Here is a 16,138-nt window from a genome sequence, read left to right as displayed (position 1 = left end):
ACACCCTAATCATACAGTTAGAACCGAGTGTTTTCAATAACTAACCAATGGATGATTAGGGTCTACCCATAATAGACAAAAACGGACTCTTTGTCGTAAGATGAAAGAGTAGGCAACCACTTTTGGTGTAACTCTAACTAGGAGGAATGAGATTGACTTCAGTTGAACGTACAGCATATCCCAGATTTAAACAAAACTTAACTAAGAAAGAACTTGCAGCAATTTATACGATTACACATGAAGAAAATATATTTGCACATCGTGTAGCACGTGGAGAGAGTTCAGTTTTTATTTGTTTAGTCATGTTAAAGTCTTTTCAACGATTAGGCTACTTTCCACGTCCTAAGGATATTCCATCGATGGTACTTCAACATATTCGAACATGTCTTAATATATCTGATGGAATAGAACTTAAATTCAATCCAAAAGTGATGTATCGACATCAAAAAGAAATTCGTCAATATTTACAGGTATATGCATTTGGAAAAGATGCTTTGCATGTAGCTACAAAGGCTATCTATCATGCTTCTCATGTGATGGATCATCCTCCGGATTTAATTAATGTTGCAATTGAAGAATTAATTAAAGAACGCTATGAATTGCCAGCATTCAGTACTTTAGATAGACTTTCTCGTCGTGTACGAACACTGGTTAACAACCAATTGTGTCACACAGTTATGACTCGGTTGTCAAAACAAGAAAAACATAAACTTGAAGAATTACTTTATACTTCGCAAGAAACCAAGCATTCTGGTTTTAATTATTTTAAAGAACTTCCTAAAAGCCCCTCAATTTCTCATATGAAAGAGCTACAAAATAAATTAGATTTTATTACATCATTTATGTCGAACATCGAGGAACTATTAAAAGAGATTCCAAATTCTAAAATTAAACACTTTGCATCAGAAGCACTAGCTTTAGATGCATCAGAAATAAAAGACTTTCATATGGCTAAAAGGTATATGTTGTTATTGTCTGTTATTTATCGTTCACAAATTGTAACAAGAGATAATTTAATAGATATGTTTTTAAAAAGGATTGCTAGGATACATAAAAGAGGAAAAGAAGAATTAGCTCTTTTACGAGAACAGCAACGTTCTATAAGTGAAAACCTTATTTCTATATTGAGTGAAGTTTTACATACAACTCATACGTATGATGATACGAACATGATAGGAAGTAAAATAACGGAGTTATTTGAAGAAAAAGGCGGTATCGATTCTTTGCAACAAGATTGCTTAGCCATTTCTGCGTATAACAGGAATAATTATCTTCCTTTATTAGAAAAGTTCTATAACAGTCACAGAAAGACTCTATTTCGATTGATTTCATTATTAGAATTGGATTCAACGACTCAGGATGATTCTCTTATAAAAGCCTTACAATTTTTGTTGCTAAATGAAAATCGGAGAGTAGAACAGCTTCCTACTAATCTTGATTTATCATTCGCAAACGAGCAATGGAGACAAACTCTTCGAGTTGGAAAAGACTCTAATTTATTGTATCGTAAACGTCTGGAACTTTGTATATTTTCCTATTTGGCTTCCGAATTAAAGACAGGTGACGTAAGTGTACAAGGTTCTGAAAAATTCGCTGATTATAGGAAACAGTTATTACCTTGGGAAGAATGCGAACCGATAGTTAAGGAGTATTGTGAAGAACTTAATTTCCCTTCATCTCCTATTAATTTTGTTAAACAACTAAAACACAAATTAACTTCTGTTGCCAATACGGTAGATTTAAATTATCCAAATAACGGACAAGTGATTATAACAGAAGATGGTGAACCTATTTTAAAACGATTAGCACGAAGAAATGTATCTACAAGTAGTAAATTATTAGAAAAAGAAATTATACAACGTTTACCAGAGCGAACCGTATTAGATATACTTTGTAATGTAGAACATTGGACTCATTGGACAAGACATTTTGGTCCTTTATCCGGATCTGATCCTAAATTAGAAAATCCTACGGAACGTTATATTGTTACTACATTCGGATATGGATGTAATTTAGGACCAACGCAAACAGCCAAACATATGCGTAATACGATGACGGCTCACATGCTTTCTTTTGTGAATCGTAGACATATTCATATTCCGAAATTAAATACGGCACTTCAGGATGTTTTAAATCAATATAATACATTTAGTCTACCAAAACTATGGGGAACGGGAAAAGTAGCTTCAGCTGATGGAACGAAACATGATATGTATATAGAAAATTTAGTATCAGAATACCACATCCGTTATGGCGGATATGGAGGACTTGCCTATCATCATGTTGCGGATAATTATATCGCCCTTTTTAGTCATTTTATCCCCTGTGGTGTTTGGGAAGCGGTATATATTATTGATGGGCTATTAAAAAATAAATCTGATATTCAACCCGATACTCTTCATGCGGATACACAAGGACAATCGACACCTGTATTTGCCTTATCCTATCTATTAGGAATTCATCTTATGCCTAGAATTCGCAATTGGAAAGATTTAAAATTTTTCCGTCCAGATAAGCATACAAACTACAAACATATAGACCCTTTATTTAAAGATGTAATTGATTGGGGAGTGATTGAAACACATTGGAAAGACTTATTCCAAGTGGTTGTTTCAATTAAAAAGGGAAAAATTTTACCTTCAACGCTTCTTAGAAAATTAAGTAGTAACAGTAAGAAAAATCGATTATATCAAGCATTTCGAGAGCTTGGAAGAGTGATTCGAACAATCTTTCTTCTTCAATATATTTCAGATATGAAATTACGTGAACAAATTACAGCTAGTACGAATAAAGTAGAAGCTTATAATGGTTTTTCAAAGTGGTTGTTCTTTGGTGGCGATGGTATTATTACGGAAAACGATCCAATTGAACAGGAAAAACGTATTAAATACAACGATTTAATCACCAATTCCGTAATTTTTCAAAATGTAGTGGATATCACTATGATTTTATGGCAACTAAAAAAAGAAGGTTATCGCTTTGCACGCCAAGATTTAGAAACACTAAGTCCTTATATGACTAGACATATAAAACGTTTTGGGGATTATGTAATTGATTTAAAGAAAGTTCCTCAACCAATAGAAGAAACGATCCCTATATAAGCTCAATAGGTCATAGTTGGAAATAAAAGTAAGCCTATGACCTATTTTTACACGTATCTCGGCTGTACCCCATTATTGGTGATCTATTCAATGCAATTTTAACACGTATGTTTGGTGGAAATATAACAGGATATACGAACTTATCCCCATTATTCCAACAAGGTACACTACTCCATGGAATGGCTAGCGCATTTGAGGTATTTTATTTATGGTATTTAGGTTTAATTTGGATGGGATTACGAACAGTGGCCGGATTAAGTAAAGTAAAATCCTCTATTCCAGTTGTTGTCATCTTTTTGATACAAGCGGCGTTTATTACTTTTGGCACCATGATGGTATCAAAGTTCATGTAATCTAAAGTATATGTTATGCTCTACTTGAATATATCCAGGTAGAGCATATATTTTTAGTGTATATCATTTAAGGGGATAGAAATCTATACGAATACATTTGAATCCTTTGGGTGGATAACGAATCGTTTATCCTAACAGGTGAAAACTGCAGCCAATGTCCCCAAAAAGCAGTGTTACTATAATTTTTAAGTGCTTAGCTATGTTGACAGAATAGAAAGGGTTGTATGTAAGATGGTATATGCAGAGCTAACCCCTTCGTTTCAGGGGAGTTTTCGTTCTGATTTATGTAAAGTATTGCGCTATTATTTAGAAGACACGAAATATGCATGTGTGACAGAAGATACATCGATTGTGACAGATTCATTTGTGGAGATATTGATGGTATATTTTCAAGGTTCCCCTGTATTTTTTAAGTGGGAGAAGATGGGTTTTGAAATGGACCGTATCTCGTGTAAGCAGGTATTGCAAAAAATTGAACATGCCATGCGCCAAAGAAGTTCTACGTTAAAACATAGAAATCATTTTTATCGTTTACTACGAGAGGTAGGCCTGCAAGAAGATATACCACAAGACTTTTTATGTATGAAGAAAAGAATATTAGAATTGGAAATGCTAAAACAACAGCGAGAGACAAAGAAAAAAGGCCGTCTTGTTTCGGGGCGACAAATCAAATTGTTACAAGTTTTGTGGAAGAAAACATTTCATCGAACTTTAGAGGTATCAAAGGACATGACACAAGGAGAAGTAGATGAGTTATTTCGTCGTATACATAAAAAACGGTGCAAGTTAGCTCGGATGTCGGAAGAAAATAATTCTGGTGACATATCAAAGATCTTTTGATATGCGAAATTGCATATTTTGTTCTTTCTCTACTCATGTATAATGAGATGAATACAGAAGGTAAGATTTTTAATAAGGGGAGCAATAGGGTATGTCAATTGCAATCGCAGTCTTAACATTTATTGGGGGAGTTGCTCCATTAGTGACACAATTGTTAAAAGTATTTATGTAGTATATCTTTTCTAACATGTTGAAAAAGAGGTAAATACCCACGGCGTTAGTTATGGGTATCTACCTCTTTTCGTATTGAGAAAGTCACCTTTTAAATTCGGGACGACAAACAATATAAGTAATTCCCGTCCCAATTCTAAGGTAATACGCTGCAATAGGAAAGAAATCCCTATTGAAAATCAAGGGCAAATACGAGAAAAAATAAAAAAAGATTGAGTGAGTTCACTCAACCTTAAGAAGGAGACAAATGACAGATTATCACAAAGCTTATTAAATAGTATAACTCATATTGTCAGAAAATTAAATTCATTATTTGTATATCAAATGCCGTTTCTGTTGCAAAGTTTTACACTACCCTAAAAATATAGAATTAAAATACAAATAGGAAGAATAAATCGTATGAAATATACAAGATGAGGTATAGGCTATTCATAATTTTTGATCGTTTTTAAACTTTGCAACAGAACCCTCATCTAAATGCCAAACAGGGTGTGTCGCTTTGTTTTTCTTTTTCCAGATTTGATAAATCAAATTGCCATATTCATGAACTCAACGCATGATGGTCGTAGGATGAACGGATATGCCACGTTCTTTCAAGATTTCAGAAACATCACGATAGCTTAAAGAAAAACGACAATAATAGCCGACGGCTACCAAGATAATGTTTCTCTCGAATTGTTTTCCTTTAAAATATCCCATATGGTATGCTCCTCATCTCATTTTTTCTACAGTCTAGCTCAGCTCCAAAAACTTTGCAACAGAATCGTTCTAGGTCTTATATTCTAACTCCGACTCCTCTTGGAGATGTTTCTACAGGTATAGTCATTAATACAGAATTTGTATTTCCGTTTATTACTGATACATTATTTGAACCAAGATTTACAACATAAAGTAAATTTGTTAACAAATTTACTCCCACTCCTTGTGGAGTTGTTCCTACAGGTATAGTTGCTACTACAGAATTTGTATTTCCGTTTATTACTGATACGTCATTTGAGTTAAAATTTGTTACATAAATTAAATTTGTTAATGAATTTACTCCACCTTCTCGTGGAGATGATCCTACAGGTATAGTTGCTACTACAGAATTTGTATTTCCATCTATCACTGATACATTATCTGAAATGACATTTACAACATAAATTAGATTTGTTGATAAATTTACTCCCACTCCTTGTGGAGATGATCCTACAGGTATAGTTGCTACTACAGAATTTGTATTTCCGTCTATCACTGATACATTATCTGAAATAGAATTTGCAATATAGATTAAATTTGTTGATGAATTTACTCCGACTTCTTGTGGGAATGATCCTACAGGTATAGTCATTAATACAGAATTTGTATTTCCATCTATCATTGATACATTTGCTAAACTAGAATTTGTTACATACATCAAATTTGTTGATAAATTTACTCCCGCTCCTATCGGGGATGATCCTACAGGTATAGTTGCTACTACAGTGTTTGTGCTCCCGTTTATCACCGATACATTATTTGAACCGACATTTGTTACATAAATCAAATTTGTTAATGAATTTATTCCTACTTCTACTGGCGATGTTCCTACAGATATAGTTGCTACTACAGTGTTTGTGCTCCCATTTATTACCGATACATTATTTGAACCGACATTTGTTACATAAATTGTACCGATATTCAGACTTACTGGTGGACCAGTCGGTCCAGTAACTCCAGTAGACCCAGTAACTCCAGTCGGTCCAGTATCTCCAGTAGACCCAGTAACTCCAATAGACCCAGTAACTCCAGTCGGTCCAGTATCTCCAGTAGACCCAGTAACTCCAGTAGACCCAGTAACTCCAGTCGGTCCAGTATCTCCAGTAGACCCAGTAACTCCAGTAGACCCAGTAACTCCAGTCGGTCCAGTAGGCCCCGCACCGCCGCCAACATTATCAGCAGTTGTCAGAACGAGAGCAGATAAAATATTTAAAATTTGATTTCGTACGACATTTGTCATGATAAATTCAGATATCGTAATAGATAAAGTTGTATACAAAGATTGCAGCATAACGGCTACTTCAGAAGATTGTGAAGGAGTCGCCGAAACTAAGCGGTTGTTAACTGAAAGGAGAAGAAACATACTATACCGTGTAGCATCTCGTCCTTGCTGTGTAGGGAATTGATTCAGTAAAAAATTATATAAATTTAGCAGAACCGTGCGCAAAGCAGCATTATTTGCTGGAGTAGGGTTGTTCAGATATGTGTTCACTGCGACTTGCATTTGTTCGATCAAAGCAAGCAGTTGTGCTTCTTGTTCCGGTGTAATAGGAATAGTAGGTACCATCTCCGGCGAAATTGGAAGGTTATCAAATATATTGTTTTCGTTATTCATGAAAATTTCCTCCTTTTGTAAAATGAAATACACTACTTTTTCATTACGTATGCTTGGTTCGGCAAAAGCGTCGGATTCGCAAAATAGTTGATGATGACGGCCGTTTGTAAATTTTGAAACAGTGTAAGCAACTCTGCCTCTTGCGCCGGTGTAATGGGTATGGTTAGTACGAGCATGGGTGAAACGTAATGTTCATTGGTCATAAGGTCATACCTCCTGTATATTAATATTTAAGCCCTATAAATAAAAATAGTAACTACTCAGCCACCTTTCGGTGTCTTTTTTAAATTTTACTAGTTTCATATGCCTCCCATTTGTAAATACTGAGTATATCAAACAGGGGAGGTGAATCTTATGGTCGATCGAAAAATTATTTTAGATACATATAAAAAAGGACCTGAAGCTGTTATTTCTTTATTTGAAGAAACATTTTCTAAGTTAGAAAAACGTATACAAGAACTAGAAAATGCTTCAAAAAAAAACTCCAAAAATAGTCATAAGCCACCTTCTACAGATGGTTTGGGTAAGCCCGTTACAAAAAGTTTGCGCAAACCGTCTCATCGTCAAACGGGTGGCCAGTTGGGCCACAAGGGACATACTCTTGGTTTGACAGCGACTCCAGATCATACGATTACACATTCTCCTACATATTGTACTTGTTGTCATACTTCCTTGAACCACGAGCCTGTAAAAGGGTATCGCATTCGCCAAGTGTATGACTTACCACCTATTCAGATCGAAGTGACAGAACATAAAGTAGAACAGAAAGAATGCCCACATTGCCATTCTATCCAAGAAGCCCAATTTCCTTCGACAGTATCTCGTCCTGTTCAATATGGTCCAAATATAAAAAGACTGATTCCCTATTTAACGCATTATCAATGCATTTCTTTGAAGCGAACAAAAGAATTCTTTCAGGATTGTTTTGGACATTCTATAAGCGAAGGAACCCTGGTAAATCATACACAGGCTTTCGCTTCTCAATTGCAGCCATTCATAAAAGAAGTAAAGGAAAAGATTCTGCAGTCTCCTGTTGTCCATTTTGATGAAACTGGTATGCGTGTAGAAAACAAAACACAATGGTTACATACTGCCAGTACACCGGAGGTGACATTGCAACATATTCATCAAAAACGTGGAAAAGAAGCAATGGATGCTGGAGAAATCTTGCCATCTTTTTCTGGAATTGCGATGCATGATGGTTGGAAATCGTATGATGCGTATACAGATTGTCGTCACGTTTTATGTAATGCCCATCTCTTACGAGATTTACAAGGAATTATAGATAGTACTGGAGAACAATGGGCACAACAGATGCAGAAATTTCTAACGCAAGCGTTGACGATGAAAAAGCAATCCGAAGGTACCATGCCAAAAGCGACGCAAAAGAATCTGTTTATTATGTATCAATCCATATTGAAAGAACAACAGATTCTTTCCACGAAACAAAAGAAGAAAGGAAAGCAGACGCCTTCTCAAAATTTATGGAATCGCTTCGTCAAGTATTCTGACAGAATTCTAGCGTTTTTAGAACATCCAGCCATTCCATTTGATAACAATCAAGCAGAACGGGATATTCGGATGACGAAAGTAAAACAGAAAGTGTCTGGGACTTTCCGAAGTAAGAAAGGCGCAGAATCTTTTTGTCAGATACGAAGCTTTATGAGTACCATGAAAAAACAAAAACAATCGGTCTTACAAGCGATAAACCAAGTCATAGAAACTAGAACGGTTCCTTGGAATAACACGACTTCATAAGAGAATTTCTCTATTTGGCATAGATTCTTTCTCTGATTGGAGTATTTTCTTTTCATGTTTTCGAATCGGAAACATGTATTTGGCCTGTTTTTTTATTTGAAGAAGCTGAGTAGTTACTAAAAATACTTGGACGTCTCAAGATATTTCTAGATAATAATTTTAGGATCATTTGGGACAATTCTTTTACCTCCTGTGGATTTACCACATTTGAGGAGTGTTTCTCAGTAAACGTGCGGGCCTCCCTACTCGCAGGCTGAGCAGCCTGACCCTCGAACCTAGATGATAGTAGCTCTAGGGCGTCTTTCGATTCAGGACTAGCTCTCATACACGAGGTTATTGAGCGGCGTACACACTAGAGGATATCTCGAGACGTCCAAGAAATGATTCTAATATAGAAGGGAGGTCTCTTACATGAGATTATTTGTTGGTTTAGATGTAAGTTCGTTTGATATGAAAGCTTGCTTTTTAAATGGTGACGGAGAAAAACTGGATTCTTTTTCGGTCAGTAATGACCTACCAGGAGCTACTATACTCAAAGAAAAATTATTACAGTGTGTTGCAGGTAAAGAGGTCGACATCCTTAAGATTGGTTTAGAATCCACCTCTGTTTACAGCTTTCATCCTTCTATGTTTCTTCACCATGATATAGATTTACAGCGTTTTGGAGCAAAAGTATTTCTCCTAAACCCAAAGCAAATCGCAAATTTTAAGAAAAGCTATTCTGACATGAATAAAACCGATGAGATTGATGCCTTTGTCATTGCTGATTACTTACGATTTGACCGTAATCAAATGTCTATCGTAAAAGAAAGCCAGTACGTGGCACTGCAGCAATTAACAAAATCACGCTACCAACTCGTCAAAATGTTAGCGAAAGAAAAACAACACTTTCTTCAACACCTAAGTGTTAAATATAATACATTTTCACAAGAAGTGGATTCTTCTGTATTTGGTACCGCTACGATGGAACTCTTCCTTGAAAAATTTAGTTTAGAGGATCTTGCCAATATGTCTTTGGAAGAACTCGCTGAGTTCCTACAGGAAAAAAGCAGAAACTTATTAGCAGGTGTAGCGATTTTATTAAAAAGATTATAGACAACTTCTAAGGCACGCTTACGACGTTCTGCGTTCTTCACGCCACCGTATACGAGCAGAAGCTCAACATTTTCCACCGCAGAGAGACGCGGCAGTCAATTAAAATGCTGGAATACAAAGCCGATATATTTCATTACGAATTAAAGCGAGCTTTGACTCGTCTGCTATTAAGATATTCACATCATTCAGCATATATTCGCCTTCTGTTGGACGATCTAAATAACCAATAATATTCATAAGCGTTAACTTACCGGAACCAGAAGGTCCCATAATCGAAACAAACTCACCACTCTGAATCGTTAAAGGCGCACGGCAACATCGCCATCAAGCTAAGGAAACTGAGATACCCCAAAACCGAAAAAATGGGGTATCTCCTTTTTATATATCTAGTTCTATTTCTTTGTTCATACAACAAAATTTATACTTTTTTCCGCTATTACAGGAGCAATTCTCATAAATGTTTTCTGGCCGTTTATAATCTTTGAGGGCTCTTTTTAAATCTGATATATCTTCATTGAATTCCAATCCCACGATATAGTAGAAATTATGTGCATCACAAATGGTAGCTACTTTATGTGCCTTTTCTTTAGACGAAACCTTTACAATGATTGGATGTTCTTTCGAACCTAATGGGTACATAGTTGTTTTCCTCTTTTCTTTTTATCTCTATTGTATAAAATGTAAAGAAAAATGGAGGAGAATTTATGAAGAAATTATCAAATTTTAAAGAATTTCGTTTACTTGCAAAGGAATTACAACATGTATTTTCATCAAACTTTTTAACACATTTAGCGAAAGAAACACAGTTTGTTCAACGTACAAGTAAATTTAAAGCACAAGGGGTATGACAACCAAAAGCGAAATATGGGGCCATATGCAAAAATATTCCAATTAAACTCTTGATTGGTAGTTCAAAAGAATCTACAAATATAGTGGATTCTTTTTTATTTTTTCTAAAGAAAACCCGATAATGAAAATTCCCGTTGTCACAAAAACGACCATTTTTGTTACGGTTATTATTACTAAACTTTTAGTCTAATTAACTTGCATACTGAGTGTAACAAAAATATGTAACAATATTATTTGTAACAATATCCTCATCTAATCGTTTTTGGTACAATAGTTGGTGAAGGAGATGAGAAATATGAAGTTTGGTTATATGCGTGTTTCTACATTAGATCAAAATTTAGATCGCCAAAAGAAACAGCTTGAAGAATTTGGATGCGATCGTATTTTCTTTGAAAAAATAACCGGTACAAAACGAAACCGGCCGGAATTAAATAGTATGCTGGAATTTCTTCGTCCAGAAGATACAGTCGTTGTAACGGATTTAACTCGATTATCACGTTCTACAAAAGATCTCATTGAAATTACGGAACAAATTTCTCAAAAAGGAGCGCACTTGAAAAGTCTAAAGGAATCATGGCTTGATACAACAACAGCACATGGGAAAATGTTATTTACTATTTTCGCTGGTATTGCTCAATTTGAACGAGATTTAACATCTGAACGGACAAAAGAAGGGATTGAGGCTGCAAGGAAAAGAGGGAAACATCCTGGAAGACCAAAAACTGATGTGGAAAAGGTAGATTACGCTTTATATCTTATTAATCAAGGTATGAGTCGTACAGATGCCGCCGAGAAAGCTGGTATCTCGAGAATGACTTTGTACCGTAAAATGCAACAGTAAAATACATATAGTTTTGATTTTAGTATAGTAGGAGGAATTACATTGACCTCAATTGAACGTACAGCCTATCCAAGGTTTAAACAAAACTTAACTCGAAAAGAACTGAACGAGATTTATACCGTCACATATGAGGAGAACCAATTTGCCCATAGAGTAGCACGTGGAACTATTCCGGTCTTTAGCCTTTTAGTTATGCTAAAGTCTTTCCAACGACTAGGTTATTTTCCACGTCCAAAAGATATTCCATCTGTGATAATTCATCATATCCGTTCGAGTTTGCGTATATCAAATGAAACCGAACCAAACTTCCGAACAAAGTCCATATATCGACACCAGAAAGCAATTCGTGAGCATTTGCAAGTATTGCCCTTTGGGAAGGGTGCTTTACATATTGCTACTAATGCCATATATAAAGCATCTCAAGTGATGGATAACCCCGCTGACCTTATTAATGTTTCTATTGAAGAATTAATTAAGGAACGTTATGAATTACCAGCATTCAGTACACTAGATCGGCTTGCACGTCGAGTGAGAACGCTGGTTAATAATCTTCTTTGTAATACAATTCTCGCTCGTTTGTCTCATATAGATAAAGATAAACTCGATCAATTACTTCATACGTCAAAAGAAACTCAACATTCTGGTTTTAATTATTTGTAACTACTCAGCCACCTTTCGGTGTCTTTTTTAAATTTTACTAGTTTCATATGCCTCCCATTTGTAAATACTGAGTATATCAAACAGGGGAGGTGAATCTTATGGTCGATCGAAAAATTATTTTAGATACATATAAAAAAGGACCTGAAGCTGTTATTTCTTTATTTGAAGAAACATTTTCTAAGTTAGAAAAACGTATACAAGAACTAGAAAATGCTTCAAAAAAAAACTCCAAAAATAGTCATAAGCCACCTTCTACAGATGGTTTGGGTAAGCCCGTTACAAAAAGTTTGCGCAAACCGTCTCATCGTCAAACGGGTGGCCAGTTGGGCCACAAGGGACATACTCTTGGTTTGACAGCGACTCCAGATCATACGATTACACATTCTCCTACATATTGTACTTGTTGTCATACTTCCTTGAACCACGAGCCTGTAAAAGGGTATCGCATTCGCCAAGTGTATGACTTACCACCTATTCAGATCGAAGTGACAGAACATAAAGTAGAACAGAAAGAATGCCCACATTGCCATTCTATCCAAGAAGCCCAATTTCCTTCGACAGTATCTCGTCCTGTTCAATATGGTCCAAATATAAAAAGACTGATTCCCTATTTAACGCATTATCAATGCATTTCTTTGAAGCGAACAAAAGAATTCTTTCAGGATTGTTTTGGACATTCTATAAGCGAAGGAACCCTGGTAAATCATACACAGGCTTTCGCTTCTCAATTGCAGCCATTCATAAAAGAAGTAAAGGAAAAGATTCTGCAGTCTCCTGTTGTCCATTTTGATGAAACTGGTATGCGTGTAGAAAACAAAACACAATGGTTACATACTGCCAGTACACCGGAGGTGACATTGCAACATATTCATCAAAAACGTGGAAAAGAAGCAATGGATGCTGGAGAAATCTTGCCATCTTTTTCTGGAATTGCGATGCATGATGGTTGGAAATCGTATGATGCGTATACAGATTGTCGTCACGTTTTATGTAATGCCCATCTCTTACGAGATTTACAAGGAATTATAGATAGTACTGGAGAACAATGGGCACAACAGATGCAGAAATTTCTAACGCAAGCGTTGACGATGAAAAAGCAATCCGAAGGTACCATGCCAAAAGCGACGCAAAAGAATCTGTTTATTATGTATCAATCCATATTGAAAGAACAACAGATTCTTTCCACGAAACAAAAGAAGAAAGGAAAGCAGACGCCTTCTCAAAATTTATGGAATCGCTTCGTCAAGTATTCTGACAGAATTCTAGCGTTTTTAGAACATCCAGCCATTCCATTTGATAACAATCAAGCAGAACGGGATATTCGGATGACGAAAGTAAAACAGAAAGTGTCTGGGACTTTCCGAAGTAAGAAAGGCGCAGAATCTTTTTGTCAGATACGAAGCTTTATGAGTACCATGAAAAAACAAAAACAATCGGTCTTACAAGCGATAAACCAAGTCATAGAAACCGGAACGGTTCCTTGGAATCGCACAACTTCATAAGAGAAATTCTCTGTTTGATTTAGATTCTTTCTCTTATTGGAGTATTTTCTTTTCATGTTTTCGAATCGGAAACATGTATTTGGCCTGTTTTTTTATTTGAAGAAGCTGAGTAGTTACAATTATTTTAAAGAAGTTCCCAAAAGCCCTTCTATTACTCATATGAAAGATTTACAAAACAGACTTTCATTTATTACATCTTTCCTTCCAAACATTCATGGTAACTACTCAGCTTAATTAGGAAAAAGGGCATACCAAATACATGTTTTCATTCGAAAACATGAAAAGAAAAGACTCCAATAAGAGAAAGAATCTAAATCAAACAGAGAATTTCTCTTATGAAGTTGTGCGATTCCAAGGAACCGTTCCGGTTTCTATAACTTGGTTTATCGCTTGTAAGACAGATTGTTTTTGTTTTTTCATGGTACTCATAAAGCTTCGTATCTGACAAAAAGATTCTGCGCCTTTCTTACTTCGGAAAGTCCCAGACACTTTCTGTTTGACTTTCGTCATTCGAATATCCCGTTCCGCTTGATTATTATCAAATGGAATGGCTGGATGTTCTAAGAATGCTAGAATTCTGTCAGTATATTTGACGAAGCGATTCCATAAATTTTGAGCAGGCGTCTGCTTTCTTTTCTTTTTTAATTCTGTAGAAAAGACTGGTTGTTCTTTCAATATAGCTTGATAAACAGTAAACAGGTGCTGTTGCTTTACTTTTGGCAGATTTCCTTTGTATTGTTTTTTCAGCGTTAAAGCTTGCGTGAGAAATTTCTGCATCTGTTGCGCCCATTTTTGCCCCGTACTATCTATAATTCCTTGCAAATCTCGTAAGAGATGAGCATTACATAATACATGTCGGCAATCTGTATACGCATCATACGATTTCCAACCATCATGCATCGCAATTCCAGAAAAAGATGGCAAGATTTCTCCAGCATCCATTGCTTCTTTTCCACGTTTTTGATGAATATGTTGCAATGTCACCTCCGGTGTACTGGCAGTATGTAACCATTGTGTTTTGTTTTCTACACGCATACCAGTTTCATCAAAATGGACAACAGGAGACTGCAGAATCTTTTCCTTTACTTCTTTTATGAATGGCTGCAATTGAGAAGCGAAAGCCTGTGTATGATTTACCAGGGTTCCTTCGCTTATAGAATGTCCAAAACAATCCTGAAAGAATTCTTTTGTTCGCTTCAAAGAAATGCATTGATAATGCGTTAAATAGGGAATCAGTCTTTTTATATTTGGACCATATTGAACAGGACGAGATACTGTCGAAGGAAATTGGGCTTCTTGGATAGAATGGCAATGTGGGCATTCTTTCTGTTCTACTTTATGTTCTGTCACTTCGATCTGAATAGGTGGTAAGTCATACACTTGGCGAATGCGATACCCTTTTACAGGCTCGTGGTTCAAGGAAGTATGACAACAAGTACAATATGTAGGAGAATGTGTAATCGTATGATCTGGAGTCGCTGTCAAACCAAGAGTATGTCCCTTGTGGCCCAACTGGCCACCCGTTTGACGATGAGACGGTTTGCGCAAACTTTTTGTAACGGGCTTACCCAAACCATCTGTAGAAGGTGGCTTATGACTATTTTTGGAGTTTTTTTTTGAAGCATTTTCTAGTTCTTGTATACGTTTTTCTAACTTAGAAAATGTTTCTTCAAATAAAGAAATAACAGCTTCAGGTCCTTTTTTATATGTATCTAAAATAATTTTTCGATCGACCATAAGATTCACCTCCCCTGTTTGATATACTCAGTATTTACAAATAGGAGGCATATGAAACTAGTAAAATTAAAAAAAGCCACCGAAAGGTGGCTGAGTAGTTACCTTTTTAAATTCGATAAGTCTGTAAGACTTTTAATCTCAAATTCTGTTGAAATATCTAGTTTGATATACATACTAACCACCTCGGAGCTAGTATGTATAATCTTGTTGAAAATGTACATGTTTATTTAAGTGTGGCTGTACATATTTAAACTAGCATTTATAGGCAAAGCGTCGTTTTACCTGTCGATGATCTTGTTCAATAAGATTATTACGATATTTGATGGTACAGTGTTTGGTATGTGTATAATAATCGTCTTTCTTCAATTTTTTGAATGCACAAAGCAAAGCCGGGGCCTTGTCTGTCGTAAGAACCGATGGTTCTCCAAAATCTTTGACGAGTCGCTTCATAAACATATAAGCCGCTTGATGATCACGAGTTCTACGAAGTTGAATATCCAAAGTATGTCCATCTCCATCAATTGCACGATAAAGATAGCGCCACTCCCCTTTAACTTTGATGTAAGTCGCATCTAAATGCCAAACAGGGTGTGTCGCTTTGTTTTTCTTTTTCCAGATTTGATAAATCAAATTGCCATATTCATGAACCCAACGCATGATGGTCGTAGGATGAACGGATATGCCACGTTCTTTCAAGATTTCAGAAACATCACGATAGCTTAAAGAAAAACGACAATAATAGCCGACGGCTACCCATGCCCATCAACTTAAGAGAACAAATAAACTGAAATTCCCTTCAAAAGGGTTATAAACTGTTCAACAGATTGATTGTTCTTAAAAATCCGCATGCGAAATAAACTCTAACGAGTTTTGTTTTT

At 35.9% G+C, this 16,138-nt stretch carries 11 protein-coding genes and 5 pseudogenes; 9 read left to right on the top strand and 7 right to left on the bottom strand.

The window, feature by feature from the left end; all coding sequences use genetic code 11:
- Positions 1–152: 152 nt before the first annotated feature.
- The 3 genes from MHH55_RS30955 (at position 153) to MHH55_RS30945 (ending at position 4,294) form a co-directional block, all read left to right on the top strand.
- The gene (locus tag MHH55_RS30955) at positions 153–3,101 is read left to right on the top strand and encodes a Tn3 family transposase (protein ID WP_078188075.1); all 2,949 of its coding nucleotides are present in this window, start codon (positions 153–155) and stop codon (positions 3,099–3,101) included.
- A 107-nt stretch (positions 3,102–3,208) separates the two neighbouring features.
- Positions 3,209–3,454 carry a hypothetical protein gene (locus MHH55_RS30950; RefSeq protein WP_197234766.1) on the top strand — a complete coding sequence of 82 codons (246 nt, stop codon included), beginning with the start codon at positions 3,209–3,211 and terminating at the stop codon, positions 3,452–3,454.
- Between the two features lie 231 nt (positions 3,455–3,685).
- Complete coding sequence (locus MHH55_RS30945) at positions 3,686–4,294, top strand: hypothetical protein (protein ID WP_127064276.1); 609 nt, start codon at positions 3,686–3,688, stop codon at positions 4,292–4,294.
- A gap of 639 nt (positions 4,295–4,933) precedes the next feature.
- Here MHH55_RS30945 and MHH55_RS30940 read toward each other — a convergent pair.
- The 3 genes and pseudogenes from MHH55_RS30940 to MHH55_RS30930 form a co-directional block, all read right to left on the bottom strand.
- Positions 4,934–5,164, bottom strand: a pseudogene (locus tag MHH55_RS30940) (IS6 family transposase); the annotation flags it as partial.
- A 76-nt stretch (positions 5,165–5,240) separates the two neighbouring features.
- Positions 5,241–6,818 (bottom strand): collagen-like repeat preface domain-containing protein, encoded by a 1,578-nt coding sequence (locus MHH55_RS30935; protein WP_139362574.1) that lies wholly within the window; start codon positions 6,816–6,818, stop codon positions 5,241–5,243.
- Positions 6,819–6,850: 32 nt separating this feature from the next.
- On the bottom strand, positions 6,851–7,021 hold the full coding sequence (locus tag MHH55_RS30930) for a hypothetical protein (RefSeq protein WP_176116729.1): 171 nt from the start codon (positions 7,019–7,021) through the stop codon (positions 6,851–6,853).
- Positions 7,022–7,172: 151 nt separating this feature from the next.
- Here MHH55_RS30930 and tnpC (MHH55_RS30925) point away from each other — a divergent pair, with 151 nt between their 5' ends.
- Both tnpC (MHH55_RS30925) and MHH55_RS30920 read left to right on the top strand, forming a co-directional pair.
- Positions 7,173–8,576 carry an IS66 family transposase gene (gene tnpC / locus MHH55_RS30925; RefSeq protein ID WP_100910632.1) on the top strand — a complete coding sequence of 468 codons (1,404 nt, stop codon included), beginning with the start codon at positions 7,173–7,175 and terminating at the stop codon, positions 8,574–8,576.
- Positions 8,577–8,987: 411 nt separating this feature from the next.
- Positions 8,988–9,632 (top strand): annotated as a pseudogene (locus MHH55_RS30920) (IS110 family transposase); the annotation flags it as partial.
- A gap of 38 nt (positions 9,633–9,670) precedes the next feature.
- Here the strand turns inward: MHH55_RS30920 and MHH55_RS30915 are convergent.
- Together MHH55_RS30915 and MHH55_RS30910 are read right to left on the bottom strand one after the other, a co-directional pair.
- A pseudogene (locus MHH55_RS30915) lies at positions 9,671–9,974 on the bottom strand (ATP-binding cassette domain-containing protein); the annotation flags it as partial.
- A gap of 75 nt (positions 9,975–10,049) precedes the next feature.
- Entirely contained in the window at positions 10,050–10,310 is a 261-nt protein-coding gene (locus MHH55_RS30910) for a DNA-binding protein (protein WP_078188090.1), read from the bottom strand.
- Positions 10,311–10,375: 65 nt separating this feature from the next.
- On the opposite strand from MHH55_RS30910, the gene MHH55_RS30905 reads away from it, so the two are divergent.
- The 4 genes and pseudogenes from MHH55_RS30905 to tnpC (MHH55_RS30890) all read left to right on the top strand — a co-directional run bounded on the left by MHH55_RS30905 (position 10,376) and on the right by tnpC (MHH55_RS30890) (position 13,523).
- On the top strand, positions 10,376–10,519 hold the full coding sequence (locus MHH55_RS30905) for a hypothetical protein (RefSeq protein WP_176116727.1): 144 nt from the start codon (positions 10,376–10,378) through the stop codon (positions 10,517–10,519).
- 296 nt (positions 10,520–10,815) lie between these two features.
- Complete coding sequence (locus tag MHH55_RS30900) at positions 10,816–11,361, top strand: recombinase family protein (RefSeq protein ID WP_078188089.1); 546 nt, start codon at positions 10,816–10,818, stop codon at positions 11,359–11,361.
- A gap of 42 nt (positions 11,362–11,403) precedes the next feature.
- Positions 11,404–12,015: pseudogene (locus MHH55_RS30895) on the top strand (DUF4158 domain-containing protein); the annotation flags it as partial.
- A gap of 104 nt (positions 12,016–12,119) precedes the next feature.
- A complete protein-coding gene (gene tnpC / locus MHH55_RS30890; protein WP_340882053.1) occupies positions 12,120–13,523 on the top strand; it encodes an IS66 family transposase in 1,404 nt (467 codons plus the stop codon).
- Between the two features lie 333 nt (positions 13,524–13,856).
- Here the strand turns inward: tnpC (MHH55_RS30890) and tnpC (MHH55_RS30885) are convergent, their stop codons facing one another.
- Entirely contained in the window at positions 13,857–15,260 is a 1,404-nt protein-coding gene (tnpC, locus tag MHH55_RS30885; protein WP_340882050.1) for an IS66 family transposase, read from the bottom strand.
- Positions 15,261–15,530: 270 nt separating this feature from the next.
- A pseudogene (locus tag MHH55_RS30880) lies at positions 15,531–16,013 on the bottom strand (IS6 family transposase); the annotation flags it as partial.
- Between the last annotated feature and the right edge of the window lie 125 nt (positions 16,014–16,138).

Origin of the sequence: Bacillus sp. FSL K6-2944 (assembly GCF_038005385.1) — a bacterium.
GTDB classification, from domain to species: domain Bacteria; phylum Bacillota; class Bacilli; order Bacillales; family Bacillaceae_G; genus Bacillus_A; species Bacillus_A cereus.
This window is presented reverse-complemented; position numbering and strand designations above follow the sequence as displayed.

Excerpts from the sequence above, each read along its gene's own strand:
- tnpC (WP_100910632.1), top strand. The coding sequence starts at position 7,173 with ATGGTCGATCGAAAAATTATTTTAGATACATATAAAAAAGGACCTGAA.
- MHH55_RS30910 (WP_078188090.1), bottom strand. The coding sequence starts at position 10,310 with ATGTACCCATTAGGTTCGAAAGAACATCCAATCATTGTAAAGGTTTCG.
- tnpC (WP_340882050.1), bottom strand. The coding sequence starts at position 15,260 with ATGGTCGATCGAAAAATTATTTTAGATACATATAAAAAAGGACCTGAA.
- MHH55_RS30905 (WP_176116727.1), top strand. The coding sequence starts at position 10,376 with ATGAAGAAATTATCAAATTTTAAAGAATTTCGTTTACTTGCAAAGGAA.
- tnpC (WP_340882053.1), top strand. The coding sequence starts at position 12,120 with ATGGTCGATCGAAAAATTATTTTAGATACATATAAAAAAGGACCTGAA.
- MHH55_RS30935 (WP_139362574.1), bottom strand. The coding sequence starts at position 6,818 with ATGAATAACGAAAACAATATATTTGATAACCTTCCAATTTCGCCGGAG.
- MHH55_RS30900 (WP_078188089.1), top strand. The coding sequence starts at position 10,816 with ATGAAGTTTGGTTATATGCGTGTTTCTACATTAGATCAAAATTTAGAT.
- MHH55_RS30930 (WP_176116729.1), bottom strand. The coding sequence starts at position 7,021 with ATGACCAATGAACATTACGTTTCACCCATGCTCGTACTAACCATACCC.
- MHH55_RS30950 (WP_197234766.1), top strand. The coding sequence starts at position 3,209 with ATGTTTGGTGGAAATATAACAGGATATACGAACTTATCCCCATTATTC.
- MHH55_RS30945 (WP_127064276.1), top strand. The coding sequence starts at position 3,686 with ATGGTATATGCAGAGCTAACCCCTTCGTTTCAGGGGAGTTTTCGTTCT.